The 17692-nt window shown below is 69.1% G+C and carries 20 protein-coding genes, 1 tRNA gene and 1 pseudogene; 14 read left to right on the top strand and 8 right to left on the bottom strand.

The genetic code is table 11. From position 1 onward, the window contains the following. Positions 1-397: 397 nt before the first annotated feature. Positions 398-2065: a Na/Pi cotransporter family protein gene (locus U1T56_RS01975; RefSeq protein WP_418157742.1), complete on the bottom strand. Its 1668-nt coding sequence runs from the start codon at positions 2063-2065 to the stop codon at positions 398-400. 259 nt (positions 2066-2324) lie between these two features. Between U1T56_RS01975 and U1T56_RS01970 the strand changes: the two genes are divergently transcribed. Then, entirely contained in the window at positions 2325-2636 is a 312-nt protein-coding gene (locus tag U1T56_RS01970) for a hypothetical protein (protein WP_418157741.1), read from the top strand. A 15-nt stretch (positions 2637-2651) separates the two neighbouring features. Here the strand turns inward: U1T56_RS01970 and gpt are convergent, their stop codons facing one another. Further along, complete coding sequence (gene gpt / locus U1T56_RS01965) at positions 2652-3146, bottom strand: xanthine phosphoribosyltransferase (RefSeq protein WP_418157740.1); 495 nt, start codon at positions 3144-3146, stop codon at positions 2652-2654. Positions 3147-3594: 448 nt separating this feature from the next. On the opposite strand from gpt, the gene U1T56_RS01960 reads away from it, so the two are divergent. From U1T56_RS01960 to U1T56_RS01950, 3 genes and pseudogenes are all read left to right on the top strand, one after another. Next, positions 3595-3807, top strand: coding sequence for a DUF1192 domain-containing protein (locus U1T56_RS01960; RefSeq protein ID WP_418157739.1), 213 nt, complete (start codon positions 3595-3597; stop codon positions 3805-3807). Continuing rightward, positions 3807-4373: an NUDIX hydrolase gene (locus U1T56_RS01955; RefSeq protein WP_418157738.1), complete on the top strand. Its 567-nt coding sequence runs from the start codon at positions 3807-3809 to the stop codon at positions 4371-4373. The genes U1T56_RS01960 and U1T56_RS01955 overlap by 1 nt, the downstream gene beginning before the upstream one ends. A 317-nt stretch (positions 4374-4690) precedes the next feature. After that, positions 4691-4939 (top strand): annotated as a pseudogene (locus U1T56_RS01950) (GNAT family N-acetyltransferase); the annotation flags it as partial. Positions 4940-5005: 66 nt separating this feature from the next. Here U1T56_RS01950 and U1T56_RS01945 read toward each other — a convergent pair. Beyond that, a complete protein-coding gene (locus U1T56_RS01945; RefSeq protein WP_418157737.1) occupies positions 5006-5899 on the bottom strand; it encodes a heme-dependent oxidative N-demethylase family protein in 894 nt (297 codons plus the stop codon). Between the two features lie 85 nt (positions 5900-5984). Here U1T56_RS01945 and U1T56_RS01940 point away from each other — a divergent pair. Continuing rightward, positions 5985-6061: transfer RNA gene (locus U1T56_RS01940), tRNA-Pro, on the top strand. A 142-nt stretch (positions 6062-6203) separates the two neighbouring features. On the opposite strand, the gene U1T56_RS01935 is transcribed toward U1T56_RS01940, so the two are convergent. Then, complete coding sequence (locus U1T56_RS01935) at positions 6204-6602, bottom strand: MerR family transcriptional regulator (RefSeq protein WP_418157736.1); 399 nt, start codon at positions 6600-6602, stop codon at positions 6204-6206. Between the two features lie 125 nt (positions 6603-6727). On the opposite strand from U1T56_RS01935, the gene U1T56_RS01930 reads away from it, so the two are divergent. The 5 genes from U1T56_RS01930 (at position 6728) to U1T56_RS01910 (ending at position 9369) form a co-directional block, all read left to right on the top strand. After that, positions 6728-7102 (top strand): mercuric transporter MerT family protein, encoded by a 375-nt coding sequence (locus tag U1T56_RS01930; RefSeq protein ID WP_418157840.1) that lies wholly within the window; start codon positions 6728-6730, stop codon positions 7100-7102. Positions 7103-7122: 20 nt separating this feature from the next. Further along, positions 7123-7413: a cation transporter gene (locus U1T56_RS01925; protein WP_418157735.1), complete on the top strand. Its 291-nt coding sequence runs from the start codon at positions 7123-7125 to the stop codon at positions 7411-7413. 1 nt (position 7414) lies between these two features. Continuing rightward, positions 7415-7621, top strand: a complete 207-nt coding sequence (gene merF, locus U1T56_RS01920) for a mercury resistance system transport protein MerF (protein WP_418157734.1) — start codon at positions 7415-7417, stop codon at positions 7619-7621. Continuing rightward, the gene (locus U1T56_RS01915) at positions 7618-7845 is read left to right on the top strand and encodes a GDCCVxC domain-containing (seleno)protein (RefSeq protein WP_418157733.1); all 228 of its coding nucleotides are present in this window, start codon (positions 7618-7620) and stop codon (positions 7843-7845) included. Before merF ends, U1T56_RS01915 begins: the two co-directional genes overlap by 4 nt. A 171-nt stretch (positions 7846-8016) precedes the next feature. Further along, a complete protein-coding gene (locus tag U1T56_RS01910) occupies positions 8017-9369 on the top strand; it encodes a dihydrolipoyl dehydrogenase family protein (RefSeq protein WP_418157732.1) in 1353 nt (450 codons plus the stop codon). Here the strand turns inward: U1T56_RS01910 and U1T56_RS01905 are convergent. From U1T56_RS01905 to U1T56_RS01895, 3 genes are read right to left on the bottom strand one after another with little or no spacing between them, the layout of a single operon-like run. Continuing rightward, positions 9323-9922, bottom strand: a complete 600-nt coding sequence (locus U1T56_RS01905) for an arsenate reductase ArsC (protein WP_418157731.1) — start codon at positions 9920-9922, stop codon at positions 9323-9325. The two genes, U1T56_RS01910 and U1T56_RS01905, sit on opposite strands and share 47 nt — an antisense overlap. A 16-nt stretch (positions 9923-9938) precedes the next feature. Then, complete coding sequence (locus tag U1T56_RS01900; RefSeq protein ID WP_418157730.1) at positions 9939-10433, bottom strand: ArsI/CadI family heavy metal resistance metalloenzyme; 495 nt, start codon at positions 10431-10433, stop codon at positions 9939-9941. After that, entirely contained in the window at positions 10402-10797 is a 396-nt protein-coding gene (locus tag U1T56_RS01895; RefSeq protein WP_418157729.1) for an ArsR/SmtB family transcription factor, read from the bottom strand. Before U1T56_RS01895 ends, U1T56_RS01900 begins: the two co-directional genes overlap by 32 nt. Positions 10798-11006: 209 nt before the next feature. On the opposite strand from U1T56_RS01895, the gene arsB reads away from it, so the two are divergent. The 4 genes from arsB (at position 11007) to U1T56_RS01875 (ending at position 16604) form a co-directional block, all read left to right on the top strand. Further along, positions 11007-12137, top strand: a complete 1131-nt coding sequence (gene arsB, locus U1T56_RS01890; protein ID WP_418157728.1) for an ACR3 family arsenite efflux transporter — start codon at positions 11007-11009, stop codon at positions 12135-12137. Between the two features lie 415 nt (positions 12138-12552). Continuing rightward, positions 12553-13473: a DMT family transporter gene (locus tag U1T56_RS01885; RefSeq protein ID WP_418157727.1), complete on the top strand. Its 921-nt coding sequence runs from the start codon at positions 12553-12555 to the stop codon at positions 13471-13473. A 285-nt stretch (positions 13474-13758) separates the two neighbouring features. After that, positions 13759-14955 carry an FIST signal transduction protein gene (locus tag U1T56_RS01880; RefSeq protein WP_418157726.1) on the top strand — a complete coding sequence of 399 codons (1197 nt, stop codon included), beginning with the start codon at positions 13759-13761 and terminating at the stop codon, positions 14953-14955. Further along, the gene (locus tag U1T56_RS01875; RefSeq protein ID WP_418157725.1) at positions 14952-16604 is read left to right on the top strand and encodes an HWE histidine kinase domain-containing protein; all 1653 of its coding nucleotides are present in this window, start codon (positions 14952-14954) and stop codon (positions 16602-16604) included. The genes U1T56_RS01880 and U1T56_RS01875 overlap by 4 nt, the downstream gene beginning before the upstream one ends. On the opposite strand, the gene U1T56_RS01870 is transcribed toward U1T56_RS01875, so the two are convergent. Continuing rightward, positions 16601-17287: a sensor histidine kinase gene (locus tag U1T56_RS01870; RefSeq protein WP_418157724.1), complete on the bottom strand. Its 687-nt coding sequence runs from the start codon at positions 17285-17287 to the stop codon at positions 16601-16603. The genes U1T56_RS01875 and U1T56_RS01870 overlap by 4 nt on opposite strands. Positions 17288-17692: the final 405 nt, after the last annotated feature.

The following is a 17692-nucleotide window of genomic DNA, read 5'->3' as shown; positions in this document are numbered from 1 at the left end:
GGATCTCGTCGAGCCTCGCCTCGAAGTACGCCAGCAGATCGTCGCAGGCCGGGCACAAGATTCTCGAGCCCGCGATGCTCGTCTTGTCGCTGCGCCATTCGAAGCGGCCTCTCTCGGTGGGGCCATCGAGGCGTTGCGGCCGCAGACGACGACATGGAGCTCGCTTATCCGCTCACAGCCGAAAGCATTCTTGCAGATGGTCATGTGCTGGGCATCGTTCTTCGCCCAAGGACCAGTCCACTGTCTGGCCGATGCCGCGTGGATCTTCGGCTCATCCGAAACGTTTCCCTGACGGCTGCGGCGATGCCATGGGAACCTTCCTTATTGGATCGCTGCTCGCGCAGCAACCTTGGCGTGAACAGTAGGAGCGCCGCTTCCCGCTTGCGCAAGAACGGGCCTAAGAATCGCCCGCCGTCTTCTCCACCGGCACGAGCCGGCTGCGGCGCAGCAGGTTGCGGCGCTCGAGGAGCGGGTGAGCGGTAGCGGCGAGATGCGCCTCGATCCGCTTGAGGTCGCGGATCACGTCGAGATGGAGCGCCCCCGTCTCGGCCGCCGTACCACCGTTCTCGCGCAGCCGTGCGTAATGGCCGGCGGTGGCGCTCCGTTCGAGCTCGCGCAGGCCCTCCTTCTCCTCGACGAGGCGGATCGCCGCCTGCAGGTCGTCGGCCATGAACACTGCCACCGCGAGCCGGAGCTGGCTCAAAAGATGCGCGTGCACCGCCCGCGCCTGGGTCAGCTCCTCTTCGCCGAAGCGCAGCCGCCGCCGGATGCGCTTGGCGGCGAGCGGCATCAGCCCCTTGTCGACGATGTCGCCGGCATGCTCGAGGTTGAGCGCCACCACCTGGATCTGCGCCAGGCGCTGCCGCTGCTGCGGGTCGAGCCCGCTCCGGTCGAGGGCGCTGAGATAGAGCTCGATCGCGCGGCGCAGCCGGTCCAGCACGTCGTCCATCCGGCGCACGCCGGCCACCAGGGCCTCGTCGTCGCGGGAGAGGAGGCTCTGCGAATCCCGCAGCATGGCCTCGACCACGTCGGCCATCCGCAGCGTCTCGCGCTCGGCGTTGGCCAGCGCTACCGCCGGGGTGTGCAGCGCGTCCGGATCGAGATAGAGCGGGTTGCCGGGATCGGCCGGGTTCGGCCGACTGGGCAGAGCGCGCTCCAGCGCCCGTGCGATCAACGGCAGCGGCAGGAGGAAGAGCACGGCCAGAGCGGCGTTGAACAGCAGGTGGAAATCGACCGCGAGCCGGCCCGGCCCGGACGAGAAGGGCCGCAGCAAGCCCTCGATCTCGGGCAGGAACGGCATCGCTATGGCGCAGCCGATCAACCGGTTGAGCAGATTGCCGAGCGGCAGGCGGAGCGCCGCCCGGTCGCCGTGAGCGGCGCTCAGAGGATTGAGGGCGCTGCCGAGATTGGCACCCAGCACCATGGCGAGCGCCGGCTCGGGTGCCAGGATGCCGGCCCCGGCGAGCGAGGCGATGACGAGCACGACCGCGAGGCTCGAATGCGCCGCCCAGGCGACGGCCGCGGCCAGCACCAGATCGGGCAGGGGCTCGCGCGTCAGGGTGGCGAGAAGCTCTCTCGCCTCGGGTGCGATGGCGCCGGGAGCGATCGTATCGACCAGGAGATGGAGCGCCAGGAGGACGAGGCCGAGCCCGATCAGAGCCTTGGCGAGATTCCTGAGATCCGAGCGGGTGACGGCCTTGAACAGGAGATAGCCCGCAAGCAGGAGGACGGGAAAGACCAGCGCCACGTCGAACGCGAGCAGCCGGGCGGCCAGCGCCGTGCCGAGATTGGCGCCCAGCATCACCGCTAGCGCCGGCACGAGGTCGATCACCCCGCCCGAGAGGAACGAGGTCGCCATCATGGCCGTGGCGGTGCTGCTCTGGAGGGTGAGCGTCACGCCTGCGCCGGCGAGGCAGGCCGCGAGCCGGTTGCGCAGGCAGGCCCCGAGCGCGCGGCGCAGGCTGCTGCCGAAGGCGTTCATGACGCCGCCCCGGACCATGTGGATGCCCCAGAGCAGAAGGGCTACCTCGCCGAGAAGGTTGATCAGGGCATGGGTGGCGGGCATCGCATCACGGCTTTTTGCGTCGCAGGGCGTTCCGGTGAGCTAAGGCTGTTCACGCCTCGCGCGCAACACCGCGCGGGCTCGTGGCGGGTCAAATCCTGGTATGGCCGTAGGTTCCGCGGTCTATGAGCCCGCGTGCCGGCGGGCATGGCCGAAGACAGGCGATCCGTTCACGAAGTCGTGAAGAGCCTGTGAGCCGGTGCCGCCCGTTGCTGGACGGATCACGTCGGGCAACCTTTCTGGGAGGCGACGGACAATGGCGATGGCGACGACGATCGTTCAGGTCTGCGATGCGATCACGGCAGCGTTGCGCGGCGAGGGCTTCTTCGATGCGGAGCGGAACGACGGCGAGCGGGCGGCGATGATCGGGCCGGCCCTGGAGCGGGCCTCGGGCGAGCTGGGCTGCAGGCTCGCGGTGAGCGAGCATCTGCCCGACGGCGGCTGCACCGTTCTGGCCGAGGACGTGCCGGGTGTCGTCACGATCGTCGCCCGGCGCGAGGTCGACCATCACGGCAAGGGTGCCGCTGCCGACAGCGTCGACCCCGATTTCGGCGTCACCTGGGCGCTCACCTGAGGAGCGCTCCGAGCCTCAGGGCACGACGGTCTCGCCCGCCCGTGCCTTCGCGATCGGCTTCGCGTACTGGGGCTCGGTGTCCCAGGGGAACAGGATCCAGGTGTCCTGGCTCACCTCGGTGACGAAGGTGTCGACCACCGGCCGGCCGGCGGGCTTGGCGTAGACCGTGGCGAAGTGCGCCTTCGGCAGCATCTCGCGTACGATCCGGCCGGTCTTTCCGGTGTCGACCAGGTCGTCGATGATGAGCCAGCCCGTGCCGTCGCCGCCGACCGACTTCAGCACGCTGGCATCACCCTGGGTCTCCTCGTCGTAGGAGCTGATGCAGATCGTGTCGATGACGCGGATGTCGAGCTCGCGGGCGATGATGTGCGCGGGCACGAGTCCGCCGCGGGTGATGGCGACGATGCCCTTGAACGGGCCGCTCTCGGCGAGGCGCCAGGCGAGCGCCTTGGCGTCGCGGTGGAGCTGCTCCCAGGACACGGGATAATAGCGCCTGCTGGTTTCGCTCAAGGTGGGCCTCCGGGAGGTGGCGTGACGGTGCGGGGCGGACGGGTGCGGTGAAGTGGTCGCGCGCGCAGTCGCTTGTCAAGCGGTGCAACCGTAGGGCCGCCGAGCGAAGGGACGCAAGCGATGCCACGGGCGGCCCGCCTTGCGCAGAGAGCAGTTTCTAGGATATTATTCCGAATCAATCCCGACATGGCCATGCTGCGGGCAGCGGCGACCTTGCGAAGCGCAATTGCACGAACGATTTCGAGAAATCCGATGATTTCAGCAACCAACACATGAAGTGTCGAGTGCGCCCGGCCCGAACGCCTGCGTCACCCGCGCTGCCGAGGCCGTCGGGCAAGGAGGAGTGGGCATCGGGCGAGGCCCTTTCGCCCGATGGCTCCCTCGCTTGCCGAGGCTTCGGCTGCGACATAGTCTCACCCGGCACGGTCCAGCCGTGAAGGAGGGACGCATGGAGGAGGAGCCGAGGCCCAAGCCGTCCACGAGCGTTCGCCGCGACTTGCGCTCGCTGTCGGTGGCCGACCTCGAGGCCTATATCGCCGAGCTCAAGGCCGAGATCGCGCGGGTCGAGGCCGAGATCGCGCGCCAGCGCGACGTGCGCAGCGCCGCCGAGGCGCTGTTCCGGCGGCCGCCTGCCGCCACCGGGTCGGGCGAGCCGGGCTGATGCGCTTCTGCCCGAGCTGTGGTGCCGCGGTCGAGTTGCGCCGCCCCGAGGGCGACGACCGGGATCGTCACGTGTGTACGGCCTGCGGGACCGTGCACTACCACAACCCGAAGATCGTCGTCGGCAGCGTGTGCACGCTCGGGGACCGGCTGCTCCTGTGCCGGCGGGCGATCCCGCCGCGGGCGGGCTTCTGGACCATCCCGGCCGGCTACCTGGAGCTGGGCGAAACCGCCGAGGAGGGGGCGAGGCGCGAGGCCTGGGAGGAGGCGCGCGCCCGGATCGAGATCCAGGGCCTGCTCGCGGTCTACAGCGTCAAGCGAATCGACCAGGTCCAGCTCCTCTACCGGGCGCGCCTGCTCGACGAGAACGTGGCGCCGGGGCCGGAGAGCCTCGAGGTGCGGCTCGTGGGCTGGTCTGAGATCCCCTGGGACTCGCTGGCATTTCCCACCGTGGACTGGATTCTGCGCCGAGCACTCGAGCTGCGCGGCCTGCCCTGGCCGCAGGCCGTGGCGAGCAATCCCGAAGAGCGCCAGCCCGAGCCGATACCGGGCGAGGGCGCCATCTGAATTGACACGCGCCACCCGTCTGTTATGCACCGAAGCATGATGCTGAGCCTGCACGAATCGGCCGCCTTCGCCATCGACCGACGACGACGCGCGCGTTGCCGTTGCCGCGCGCGCGTCATCCGTGCGCTCGCCGACTGAGGAGCAGCCACGGGGTCGGCAGGGCACGGGTGACGGTCAGGAACCGTCCACCTGGAGACCCTGCATTGCTCGTCATCGCCCCCGAAGGCCCGCTCGACGCGCCCGCCATCGAGATCCTGCTCGACCTCTCCTTCGGCCCCGACCGCTTCCGCAAGATCTCCTACCGCTACCGGGTCGGCATGGCGCCTTTGGCCGAGCTGTGCCTCGTCGCGCGCGAGGCGGGGCGGCTCGTGGGCGCCATCCGCTACTGGCCGATCCGGCTCGGTGACCGGCCGGCGCTCCTGCTGGGTCCGCTCGCGATCGACCCCGCCCGGCGCGGCCAGGGCATCGGCCGGGCGCTTCTGCAGGCGAGTCTCGCCAAGGCCGAGGCCCTGGGCCACCGGCTCGTCTTTCTCGTCGGCGATCCCGCCTACTACGCGCAGCACGGCTTCGAGGTGGCACCCGCCAGCGTCGTGATGCCGGGCGAGGATCCCGCCCGGCTGCAATACACGGCGCTAGGGGGTGCCGTGCTGCCGCCCGAGGGCGGGCTGCTCTTGCGCGAGCGCGTGCCGGGGCTCCTCGGCCAGCCGGTCGAGCCAGGCGAGGAGCGGCCCACGGAAGGCCGGCAGGCCCTTGTAGGCGGCCATGGCGTCATCCATCTCGCGGATCCGCGCCGCCATGGCGGCGGCGACCCCGGGCCGGTGCACGACCTCGGCGAGCGGCTCGACCAGGGTGCGGATGGTGAACACCACGGCCCGGGTCTCGGGCAGGCGGCGCAGAGTCTGCCGCTCCACGCGCAGCCATAGGCGGGAGCCGACGTTCTCGGCCGAGAGGTCCGGGATCGGCTCGCGCGGGTGCGGATGGAACAGCTCGGGGCTCTCGACCAGCGTCCAGTTCGCGCGCCACACCGGCCGGTCGGGCTGGATGCTCGCCATGAACCGGTCGGCCGCCCCACCCAGCCGCGCGCCGAAGCCCGGCACGGGCGCGTGGATCTCCGCCATCGGCCGGCCCAGCTTCTCGTGCAGATGCCAGTGCGACGGGAAGCACAGGATGGCGCCGGTGAGCGCGTAGCGACCGTCCGTCCGTTTCTGCATCAGGCAGAAATCCTCCTGGGCGAGGGTCGCAAGGGCCACGAGCGGCGGAAGGTCCGGAGGAAGGCTCGCCGGCGCGCGCTCGGGAGCGTATCGGACGAGGTGGTCCAGCACCAGCGCCAGAAGCTCGCGCGCGGCGGGCTCCGCTTCCGGCAGCATGGCATGGACCTCCTGCGCCCGCTCGGCCACGAGGGCCGCGCGCGCCGCGGTCTCGGCGGAAAAGCGCTCGTCCAGCCACAGCCAGTCGGCCGGGTCGAGCGCGTTCAGGCCCATGGACAGCTTCCAGGGACCCTGGAGGAAGACGAGCGGGGTCTGCATGGGCGGCAAAGAAGCGGAACTGGCAGCGCCGTCAAGGTCCGACGGTTGCAGAACGGCCACGACATGCCGTAGAAGAGGCCCCCGCCGGGGTGTAGCTCAGGCTGGTAGAGCGCTTGCTTTGGGAGCAAGAAGTCGCTGGTTCGAATCCGGCCACCCCGACCACGCATCCACGAACGGTAGCCGAGGGCCACATCGATCACGGCCGCGAGGCTGCCGGCGCACCGTTCAGACCGAACGACCACAGGCTGCGCGATCCAGATCGCGCAGCCGCCGCTGAAGGCTCGTCCGGTCGAGCGAGCCAGCTTCAGCCGCCAGCCAGAGCATCCAGGATGGGGCACTCCGATCTGCCACCACCCTGGCATCGGGCGATGGTGGCGGCGAGCATCCGCTCCATCCGGCGCAGGTCGGCGATCTTGGCCCGGATGTCATCCAGGTGAGCGAGCGCCATGGTCTGCACCTCGCCGCAGGTATGTTTGCCCACCATCAGACCCAGCAGATCGCGGATCTCGTCGAGGGTGAAGCCCAGCTCGCGCCCGCGCCGGATGAACACCAGCCGCTCGAGGTGTTCGCCGCTATAGAGGCGGTGGCCACCCTGGCTGCGCGGCGGCGCGGGCAGAAGGCCGATCCGCTCGTAGTAGCGGATCGTCTCGATGTTGACGCCGCTGCGCCTGGACAGCGTACCGATGGTCAGCTCCCGACCCACCCGCAAATTTCCCCCTTGAACCTGTAGCCGCTACAGGTCCTAGGCTGCTTATCAGCAGCAAAGCCGGGATGCAAGCCGTAGCCATGGACGAACAGAGCGATACCCTGAAGACGATCGGCGGGCGGATGACCGGAACGACCGGCACGGCCGGGCGGCAGGAGCTGGCGGCGGCCGGCGGGCTGCTCGGCGCGCTGGCGGCGGCATCGTGCTGTCTCCTGCCGTTGGCGCTGTTCAGCCTCGGTATCGGCGGCGCGTGGATCGGTAACCTGACGGCGCTGGCACCTTATCAGCCGATCTTCGTGGCGATCACGCTCGCGCTGCTCGGCTACGGGTTCTGGCTCGTCTACGGCAGGCCGAGGCGGGCCTGTACGGACGGCACCGCCGCCTGCGCCCGGCCACTGCCGCAGCGGTGGGTAAAGGCGACGCTCTGGGTTGCGACCGCACTGGTCGCGGCGGCTCTGGCCTTCCCCTACGTCGCACCCCGCCTGTTCGGGGTCTGAAGCCACAGGAGGATAGCTCGATGAGGCGCATCCCGATCCTGGCCATCACCGCCCTGGGCCTGCTGCCCGCCGCCGGGGACGCAGCCGAACGGACGGTTACGCTCGCGGTCGAGAACATGGACTGCGCCGCCTGCCCTTACATCGTGCACAAGGTCATGGCGGCCGTGCCCGGTGTCAGCAATGTCGCGGTCTCTTTCGAGCACAAGGCGGCGGTCGTCACCTTCGATGACACCAGGACGACGGTCGAGGCCGTGGCGGCGGCCAGCGCGAACGCCGGCTTTCCGGCCCGGCCCGCCGGAGCGGGAAGCTGAGATGACCGATGCGGCCCTCCTGTGCACCGGCATTCTCGGCAGCGTGATCGCCGCCCCGTGCTGCTTCACGCCCGTTCTCGTGGCCCTGCTCGGTGCGGTCGGCCTCTCGGCCAGCGTGGGCTGGCTGGATGTCGCGCCGCTTCCTGCGCTGGCGGGGGTTGTCGGCATCACGGCTTACGCGCTTTGGAGAAGGCGACGCACGGCATGAGCGAGCTGCAATCCACCATCACTTGCCCGCATTGCGGGCATCGGCATACCGAGGTGATGCCGACCGACGCCTGCCAGTTCTTCTACGATTGCAAGGGCTGCGGCGCGCTGCTGCGGCCCAAACCCGGCGACTGCTGCGTGTTCTGCTCGTACGGCTCGGTGCCGTGCCCGCCCGTCCAGGAGGCGCGCAAGATGGGACAGCCAAGCGCATGCTGCACGGGATAGGAACGAGAGATGATGCCCATGGCCGTCTTTCTCCACGGTGTCGGGCTTTTCCCACTCGACCGGCATGGGTGGATGTGGCACGGGGGGGGGGATTGCCGCAGGTGCAGCCCTCCTGTGGTTTGTGTCGGAAGCGCTTTGGGACCGGTATCTGCGCCATAGGGCACGTTCATCATGACCAAGAGCTACGACCTTGTCGTCATCGGCACCGGCACGGCGGCCGGGGTCGTCGCGAACCGGTGTCGCAAGGCGGGCTGGTCGGTCGCCGTGATCGACAACCGGCCTTACGGGGGCACCTGCGCCCTGCGCGGTTGCGATCCGAAGAAGATGCTTCGGCGAGGCCCGGAGATCGTGGATGCGGCAAGGCGGATGGAGGGCCGGGGCATCGCACCGGACGGGCTGCATATCGACTGGGCAGCCCTTCAGACGCACAAGCGCGGCTTCACCGATCCGGTCCCGGCAAAACGGGAGCGCGGGTTCGCGGAACAGGGCATCGCCACCTTCCACGGCACGGCCCGCTTCCTCGACCAGACGACCATTGCCGTCGGCGATGACCGGCTCCAGGGCCGCCGGATCGTGATCGCGACCGGCATGAAGCCGCGCCCGCTCGGGATTCCTGGCGAGGCGCTGGTGACGACGAGCGACCAGTTTCTGGAGCTGGAGCACCTGCCGCGGCGGGTGCTGTTCATCGGTGGCGGCTACATCTCTTTCGAGTTCGCACACATGGCGGCACGCACGGATGCCGGGGTCACGGTGCTGACGCGCGGCCCGCGTCCGCTGACCGCCTTCGATCCCGATCTGGCCGGTCTGTTGGTCGAACGCTCGCGTGCCATCGGTATCGATCTGCATACCCGTGCCACGGTCGAAGCGGTCGAGAGGGATGAGGCCGGCCTGCGGGTATGGGCCTCGGTCGGCGGCACGAGGCGCGCTTTCGAGGCCGAGCTGGTGGTGCACGGCGCGGGCCGGATACCCGCCATCGACGAGCTGGACCTTGCGGCGGGCGAGGTGCGCGCGGGCAAGCGCGGCGTCGAGGTGAACGAGCATCTGCAGAGCACCTCCAATCCCGCCGTCTACGCCGCGGGCGATGCCGCCGCCACGGCCGGGCCGCCGCTGACGCCGGTATCGAGCCTGGAAGGCAAGGTGGTGGCGGCGAATCTGCTTCAGGGCAATCACGCGACCCCGGACTACACGGGCGTGCCAAGTGCCGTATTCACCATCCCGGCGCTGGCCAGGGTCGGACTGCTGGAAGAAGAGGCGAAGGCGCAGGGACTCGATGTCGAGGTGAAATTCACCGATATGCGCGGCTGGTACACGGTGCAGCGCGTCGGCGAGACCCACGCGGCGGCCAAAGTGCTGGTCGAGAAGAACACCGGGCGGATCGTCGGCGCGCACCTGCTCGGCCCGGAAAGCGTCGAAGCGATCAACCTGTTCGCGCTCGCCATGCGCAACGGCCTGGGGGCTGATGCCCTGAAGAATTTCGTCAGCGCCTATCCTTCGGCCGGATCTGATCTCGGCTATCTGGTGTGAGATCGGGAGGCGCGGCCTGCGGTGACGACGGCGGCGCCGCCGTCGCCTCACGGGCCGTAGGCCGGTCCAGATCGCGAAGCCGCCGCTGAAGGCTCGTCCGGTCGAGCGAGCCGATGGGCAGGCTGGCGAAGATGCCGACCCGGCGCTGGATCATGCGGAACACGCCCGCCGTGAACGCCGCCTTCTCGGCGTCGCTGCCCTCGAAACTCGACGGGTCGGGAAAGCTCCAGTGCCCCGTGATGGGCTGGCCCGGCCACACCGGGCAGACCTCCCCGGCGGCGCTGTCGCAGACCGTGAAGACGAAGTCCATCTTCGGCGCGTCCGGCCGGGCAAGCTCGTCCCAGCTCTTCGAACGCAGGTCCGCGGTGTCGAATCCCAGCCGTTCCAGCAGGTCGCGCACGAACGGGTTGATCCGGCCCGAGGGCCGGCTGCCCGCGCTGAACGCCCGGAAGCGGCCCCGGCCCTCGCGGTTCAGGATGCACTCGGCCATGATGCTCCTGGCCGAGTTGTGCGTGCACAAGAACAGCACGTTGTAGACGCGGTCGGGCGTCATGGCGCTCCCCCGGACCTCAAGCCGCCGGGGTGCAGCAGGCCCGCGTGGCGGGCCGCTCGGGCTTGCTCTCGGAGGTGCAGCAGACCGACGCGGGAAAGCGGGGCTGCGCGTTCCGGCCGCCTTCGGCGATCTCGCCGCCGCCGTAGACCGCGCTCGCGCCGTAGCTGCGGAACACTTCCCACGGGATGCCCGCGGGGTCGGTCACCCACGACTTCTCCGACTGCGCGTAGCAGCAGGTCGTGTGGCCCTCCTCCAGCACCGGCCGGTCGGCGGCCACCAGCCGGTCATAGACCTCGTGCAGCTCGGCCTCGTCCTCGACCTGGATGCCGAGATGCTCGACGCCCACGGCGGCCCCGCGCGCACTGATCGCGAAGTTCATGCGCGGGTCGTCGAGCATCCACTTGGCATAGTCGGGCTTCAGAACCGTCGGCTCGGCCGCGAACAGCGTGCTGTAGAATCGCACGGCCGTGGCGAGGTCATCAACCGCAACATGGACGTGAAAGCGCTTCATCGTCGGCTTCCTGCTCGTTGCCGGTGGGATCGTCGGGCGGGCACGCAGGCATGGCAAAGCCGCTGCCGCAAAGGCTCGGGTGGCCGCGGCAGCAGTCCTCCACGAGGAAGGCTAGCAGCCGCCGGGTGCCCTCGTAATCGGTGGCGTAGATGATGTTCCGTTCCATGCGCGTGGAACGAAGAAGCCCCGCCTGCTTCAGCTCCCGCAGATGGTGGCTCAGCGTGGACGCGACGACGCCGAGCTGCTCGGCGATCTCGCCCGCCGTCAGGCCGTTCGGTCCGGCGGTCACGAGCAGCCGGAAAATGCGAAGGCGCGTCTCCTGTGCCAGCGCCGCCAGCGCCGCGACCGCCTTCTCGTCGCTCATAGGTTCGAGTGATGATTCCATGATTGGAGAATCATCGAAAAAATGGCTCTTGTCAACACTGTTTCGATGATCGTCGAAAAGACCGCCCGCAGCGTATGGCGGTGTGCGGGTGAGCTGGCGCGACGGAAGGTCGAGCCGGGCGGGAGAAAGCTGTTGACATGGACCATGTTTTCGATGATTCGCAAATCATCGAATTAATGGCCGATTGCATGAACGACGTGGATACGATGATGACCCGGGCACGCCCAGGTGCCGCCACCGGCGCGCAGGCCACCGACCGGCCGCTGCGCCCGGCCGCGACGCTCGGCACGTTCGAGCGCTACCTGTCGGTCTGGGTGGCGCTGTGCATCGTCGCCGGGATCGTCCTCGGCCGCCTGCTGCCCGGTCCGTTCCAGGCGCTCGGGCGCGCGAACGTGGCCCAGGTGAACCTGCCGGTGGCGGTGCTGATCTGGCTCATGATCGTGCCGATGCTGCTCAAGATCGACTTCGGCGCGCTCCACCGCGTCACCGAGCACTGGCGCGGGATCGCTGTCACCGTCGGGGTGAACTGGCTGGTGAAGCCGTTCTCGATGGCGCTCTTGGGCTGGCTGTTCGTCGGCTGGCTGTTCCGCCCTCTGCTTCCGGCCGAGCAGATCGACAGCTACATCGCGGGCCTGATCCTGCTGGCTGCGGCACCCTGCACGGCGATGGTGTTCGTCTGGAGCAACCTGACCGACGGCGAGCCGCATTTCACGCTGTCGCAAGTGGCGCTGAACGACACGATCATGGTCTTCGCGTTCGCGCCCATCGTGGCGCTGCTGCTGGGCCTGTCGTCGATCACGGTGCCCTGGGAGACGCTGCTGCTTTCGGTGGTGCTGTACATCGTGATCCCCGTGGCGGTGGCTCAGGTCTGGCGGCGCTCGCTCCTCGCGCGCGGCGGCGCGGCGGCGCTGGCGCGGACGCTCAAGGCGCTGCAGCCGGCCTCGTTGCTGGCGCTGCTGGCGACGCTCGTGCTGCTGTTCGGCTTCCAGGGCCAGCAGATCATCGAGCAGCCGCTCGTGATCCTGCTGCTGGCGGTGCCGATCACCATTCAGGTCTACTTCAACGCCGGGCTGGCGTACCTGCTGAACCGCTGGCTGGGCGAGGCGCACTGCGTCGCCGGACCGTCGGCCCTGATCGGGGCCTCGAACTTCTTCGAGCTGGCCGTCGCCGCCGCCATCGCCCTGTTCGGCTTCCAAAGCGGCGCTGCCCTGGCCACCGTCGTGGGTGTGCTGGTCGAGGTGCCGGTGATGCTGTCCGTGGTACGGCTCGTGATGCGCTCGCGTCGCTGGTACGAGCGGGGAGCCGCGCAGTCGTGCTGAACGGCGGCACCGAGCCGGTCGGGACCGACCGGCTCGGTGCCGATGCGGCTCGGTGCTCGGCGCGCTCGGCGGAGGTCGGCGCGCCAGGGTCACGGCCGCTCGTTCCCGATATGCCCGGGCGATTCCTTGGGGCATGCCCTGGTCGAACGCATCGACATCGCCGGTTCGGAGCGTCAGCGGCTCGCGCACCTGCTTGCATGCAGCCCGGCTCGCGGCAGCGGACTTCATTTTTAGAGCACCATCGCGGCCGGACCGTGCTAAAAGGCCGAGCCCGAGGACCGGCACGCATGATCCATCGGCCTCTCCGCAAACCTGGGTACGACAACTGCGATGACGACGCTCGCCGCGCCTGCTCGGCGCGCTGCGCATCGTCCTCACCGCCGTCCGCCCACGCGTTCTCATCCGGAGAGCCGTCATGTCCCGGTGCTCGTTCGGCATCTCGCCGATTGCATCGCTCGTTCTGGCAAGCGCCTTCTGGGGCGTCGCCACGGTCATCAGCAAGAAGCTACTGGCATCCGTCCCGCCGATCACGCTCCTCGTCGTTCAGCTCGCACCGAGCGTGCTTCTGCTGTGGCTCCTCGTTTTCGCTCGCGGTGCCCGGCCTGTGCAACGGTACGGGCTGCTCGCCGTGGCGCTGATGGGGTGCTTGAACCCAGGCCTTTCCTACACCCTGAGCATGCTCGGGCTCGCGCGGACGACCGCGAGCGTGGCCACCCTGCTATGGGCGGCCGAACCGGCCTTGATCGTCGTCATGGCTTGGCTGGTGCTCCGCGAGCCGCTGACGATCCGCCTCCTGGTCGTGACGGCCACGGCGGCTGGCGGCGTTCTTCTGGTGAGCGGCTTCCCCGAAGGAGCAGGTGTCGCGGGTGATCGATGCGGCGACGTTCTGATCTTGGGAGGCGTACTCTGCTGTGCGCTTTACACGGTGCTGTCGCGGAAGGTGGCACCGAGCGCCGATCTCCTGTTCACCGTCGCCTTGCAGCAAAGCGCGGGTTTGCTCTGGGCTGTGGCGCTCTGGTCCGTGACGTTGCACCGGACCGATGGCGAGCCCGTGCTGGTGCCGTCGCGGAGCGAATGGCTCGGGGGTGCCGTCTCCGGCCTGATGTATTACGCCGCTGCTTTCTGGTTCTACCTGACGGGCCTGCGGTCCGTTCCGGCCGCCATTGCGGGTGGCTTCCTGAACCTCATCCCCGTTTTCGGCATCACCTCGGCTTACGTTCTCCTCGGCGAGCGGCTGACCCTGACCCAATCGGCCGGTGCCGCGGTCATTCTTTGCTCCGTGTCGGCCCTGCTGATGTGGAGCGCGCCAGCGAGAGCATCCGAGCCGACAGGCTGATCGCCCTTGGTCGCCTGCGCGTCGAGTCGTGGCGCGTAGGCGGCGCTCCTCGAAAGGGCGAGCCTCGCCCCGTCGTGGCGAAGCCGGGGCCGGTGCAAGGCACGGAGGCTCCTGGCGCCATCCGCGGTCGCTTCGGCGGCGAGGCCGATACGTCCGACGACCTCGCGAAGGCTCCCATGCTTCTCATCGGGTTCGCCCCTGTCACGGATCGCGACATCTGCGCGTTGAATCGCGGTTGCTATACTGCGATATGAGCACAAATGGACGGGAGGCGGCGATGCAACGATGATACGCGTCGCGTACGGCAAGCACGCATCGGCACGGGAGGCGGTGGAGCAGTGCCGCCGGACTCTCGGCGTGACCCGTCCGTGCGTGCTTCTGGCCTTCTGCGGCGGCAAGCACGATCCTGCCGTCATGCTCTCGGCGCTCCGCGGCGCGTTCGGGCCGGACGTGCCGATCGTGGGCGGCTCGGCCGCGGGCGTGATCTGGCGCGAGGGCTTCGGCTACAGCGGCCTCGAGCTCGGCCTCGCTGCTTTTTCCGATCCGGCCGTGGCACCCCGGATCGTGGCGGTGCGAGGGCCGCGGCAGAACGAACGCGCGCTCGGGCGCGAGCTGGGGGCGCGCATCGCCGAGACGGCGAGCGAGGGTGCGACCGTCCTCATGCTCTACGACAGCGTCGCGAGCACGGCACCGCTTCGGCTGCATCCGGCCAGCGCCATCGTCGAGGGCGTGCAGGCCGGGCTGGGCCGGCGTTCGGTGCGCCTGATCGGCGGCGGCACGCTGACCGACATGAACCTGTCCGATAGCTGGATCTTCGATGGAGCCGGGGTGGCTAAGCACGCCGCCGCGGCTCTGGTTTTCCCGTCCGCCGTCGTCGACGAGACCGCGATCCTGCACGGCTGCCGGCCGGTCAGCACCTTCATGAAGATCACCCGGATCGACGGCGCCGAGGTCTACGAGCTCGACGGCGAGCCGGCGCTCGCGGTGATCGAGCGGATGCTGGGCATCTCGCTCGGGAAAGGAGGGGGGGAGGATCTGTCGCTGATCGCGACCCTCGGCGAGAAGCAGGGCGATCCTTACGGTCCTTACGACGAGAACAGCTACGTCAACCGGCTGATCCTGCGGACCGACCGCGCCACGGGCTCGATCACGCTCTTCGAGCCCGATTTCCGGCGCGGCACGCGCGTCCAGATCATGAGCCGCGACAACGCCCTGATGTTGGACAGCGTGCGCAGCGGTGTCGCCGCCATCAACCGGGCGATCGCCGGCCAGGAGATGCTGCTCGGGCTCTACATCGACTGCGCCGGGCGGGCGAGCGCGCGCAGCGGCGCTCCGATCGAGGAGGCCGATCTGGTACGAGAGGCGCTGGATTCTGCTGCGCCTCTGCTCGGCTTCTATTCGGGTGTCGAGATCGCTCCCTTCGCCGGCTACAGCCGCCCGCTCGACTGGACGGGCGTGCTCACCGTGCTGCGACGGCGATGACGCGTCCGCTGAGCCCGTCGCACGCCGCCACGCTCGGCCGGCTCGAGCGGGAGCTCGCCTACTACCGGCGGGAATGCAACGATCTCGGCGCGCGGCTGCTCCGCCTGCAGGAAGAACAGAGCAGCGCGTTCCGCGAGGCGCGCCGCAGCCGGACCGTGGCCAAGCTGATCCGCGAGGCCCACCGCCTGGCCGACACCGGCGTGCCTTCGGACGAGCTCGCCGGGCCGGTCCTCGAGATCATCGTCGACAACACGATGTGCGACCGGGCGGCCCTCCTGTCCGAGAGTCCCGTCGGCAGCGGCCGCTTCACCGTGCTGCGCGCCATCGGCCTCGGCGAGCAGCCGCTCGCCGTGAGCGTCGTGCCCGATCCGCCTTCGTTCTTCTTCACCACGGCCCAGACGCCGCTCGAATCACCAGCCTACGAGCTGACCGGCATCCTGCAGCTACCCTACGTGCTCTGGGCCTATGACCGCTCGACCGGCTATGCGCTCATCATCGGCAACCGGCTCGAGGCCAACGTCAGCCGGCCGTTCGAGCCGGGGGATCAGGAGCTGATCGAGGGCGGTCTTTCCGTCTATCTCGACGTGCTCGCCCGCAGGCGCGCCGAGGAGGCGCAGATCCTGCTCATGGACGAGCTCAACCATCGCGTGAAGAACATCCTCGCCACCATCGAGGCCATGGTCGGCTGCAGCGCGGCCGAGGCCGGGTCGCCGGAAGAGCTGGCGGAGGCTCTTGCCGGTCGCATCGCGGCCATGGCGCGGACCCACGATCTCCTGACGGACGCGCGCTGGCGCAGCGCTGATCTCGGCGATCTCGTCGAGGAGGAGATGCGGCCCTATGCGGTGGCGGACCGGGTGCGGATCGCTGGCGAGCGGCAGCCCCTGAACCCGCGTGCGGCCCTGTCGCTGAGCCTCATCCTGCACGAGCTCACCACCAACGCCGTGAAGTATGGCTCGCTCAGCGTGCCGGAGGGGAGAGTCGACCTCTCCTGGTCGCGGCAGGTCCATGCCGGCGGCCCGACGCTGCGGTTGGTCTGGCGCGAGAGCGGCGGACCGAGCGTGACCCCGCCGGTCCGCCGGGGATTCGGCACCACGCTGATCGAGCGGGCGGCCGCGCGCGATCTGAACGGTGCGGCACGGCTTTCGTTCGAAACGGCGGGCTTGCGTTGCGAGCTGGAATATCCGCTGGCACGGATCTCGCCTCCTGCGGCCGCCATGGCGCCGCGGATACCGGCCCGCCAGCGCGTCAGGGATAGCGTGCGCGAGGATGTGCTGGCTGGAACCCGCGTGCTGGTGGTCGAGGACGAGCTGATGCTGACGATGACGCTCGAGCGCATCCTGAAGGGCGTCGGCGCCGAGCCCGTCGGGCCGGCCACGACGGTGCCGGAGGCGCTCTTCCTGGCGGGATCCGAGCGGATCGATGCGGCGGTGCTCGACGTCAACGTCGCCGACGAGCCGGTCTTTCCCGTAGCGGACATGCTGCGGGAGCAGGGCGTGCCGTTCATCTTCGCCACCGGCTATGCGACCGATTCCGTCATACCGGCGCGGCACAAGGACGTTCCGCGCCTGCCCAAGCCCTACCGGCAGGACCGCCTGCTCCAGATGCTGGCCCGAGCGCTCGCTCGCGAGTCCGCATCCGGCGACGGCTAGGAAGTGGCCGGCCTCCCGGCCGGGCGATCCAGGATCCGGGAGCCCGGTATTCGCAAGGTGCAGATCAGGCCACTCCGTTCCCAATCCATGATCGCCCGGCCGGCATAGCGGCGTGCCACGACGCGATCGAGCAGGACCAGGCCGAAGCCCTGCCGTGTCGGCGGGACGACGCGCGGGCCGTCTGCTTCCCGCCAGACCACCACGAGTTCCTCGCCCTCGATTCGGCTCTCGAGCCGCACGGACCCGCCCGGCACCGACAGCGCCCCATGCTCGAGCGCGTTCGTCGTCAGCTCGTGCAGGGCGAGCGCCAGATTCTGGGCCGCCTCGGGCAGGAGAGGCGGCAGGTCTCCGATCTCGATCCGGATCCGGCTGCGCGTGGTTTCCTCGTGCTCCTCCAGGACGGCGCGGACGAGCTCCCCGAGCGGGAAGCTGCCCCAGCCGTTTCTGGCGAGGACGTCGCTGGCCGCGGCGATCGCGCGCAGTCGACCGTCGAACAGCTTCAGGAAGTCTTGAACGTCGACCGCACCCAAGGCGGTCTGCCAGGCCGTGGCCTGGATCAGGACGAGGGTGTTCTTGAACCGGTGCCCCAGCCTGTCGAGCAGGCGGGCGGCATCCTCTGTCGTTCCGGCCGGCTCGGAGGCTGTGCCCGACGATGCTGTCTGCCCGAGAGCCTGCCGCAGCAAGGCGGCCTCCCGCTCCAGCTTCCGCAGCCGGATAAGCATCTCGGACGTGCTCGCCGGAGACTGCTTCGCGGGCAAGCGGTCGATCCCTCCAGCTCGATATGTGGGCGCGACGATGATGGCGTCGCGCGGTTGCCGTGCGGATAGCTGAACAGAGCCGGCGCCGCTCGTCCAGCTCTTCGTTCCCCGGGGAAGATCGCATCATGCCGCGCAAGGGAGAGATGGAATAATCGGCATATTAGGATAAAACAGCTAAATCGCAAAGAGACTTGTATAGTCATTATAAGAAATGGTCGTCCGGCCTGTCTCGGTCTTGGCCAAGCCGACCAGCCCTCGGGAGGAGTCGATGGATGCTCATGAGCTGAGCAAGACCCGAACCGAGTCCTAACCTGCGTGCATCCACCGCCC

It is taken from the genome of Benzoatithermus flavus, assembly GCF_037908215.1.
Taxonomy (GTDB): domain Bacteria; phylum Pseudomonadota; class Alphaproteobacteria; order Geminicoccales; family Geminicoccaceae; genus Benzoatithermus; species Benzoatithermus flavus.
The sequence above is the reverse complement of the archived record's forward strand: the minus strand, read 5'-3'. Positions and strand labels throughout refer to the sequence as shown.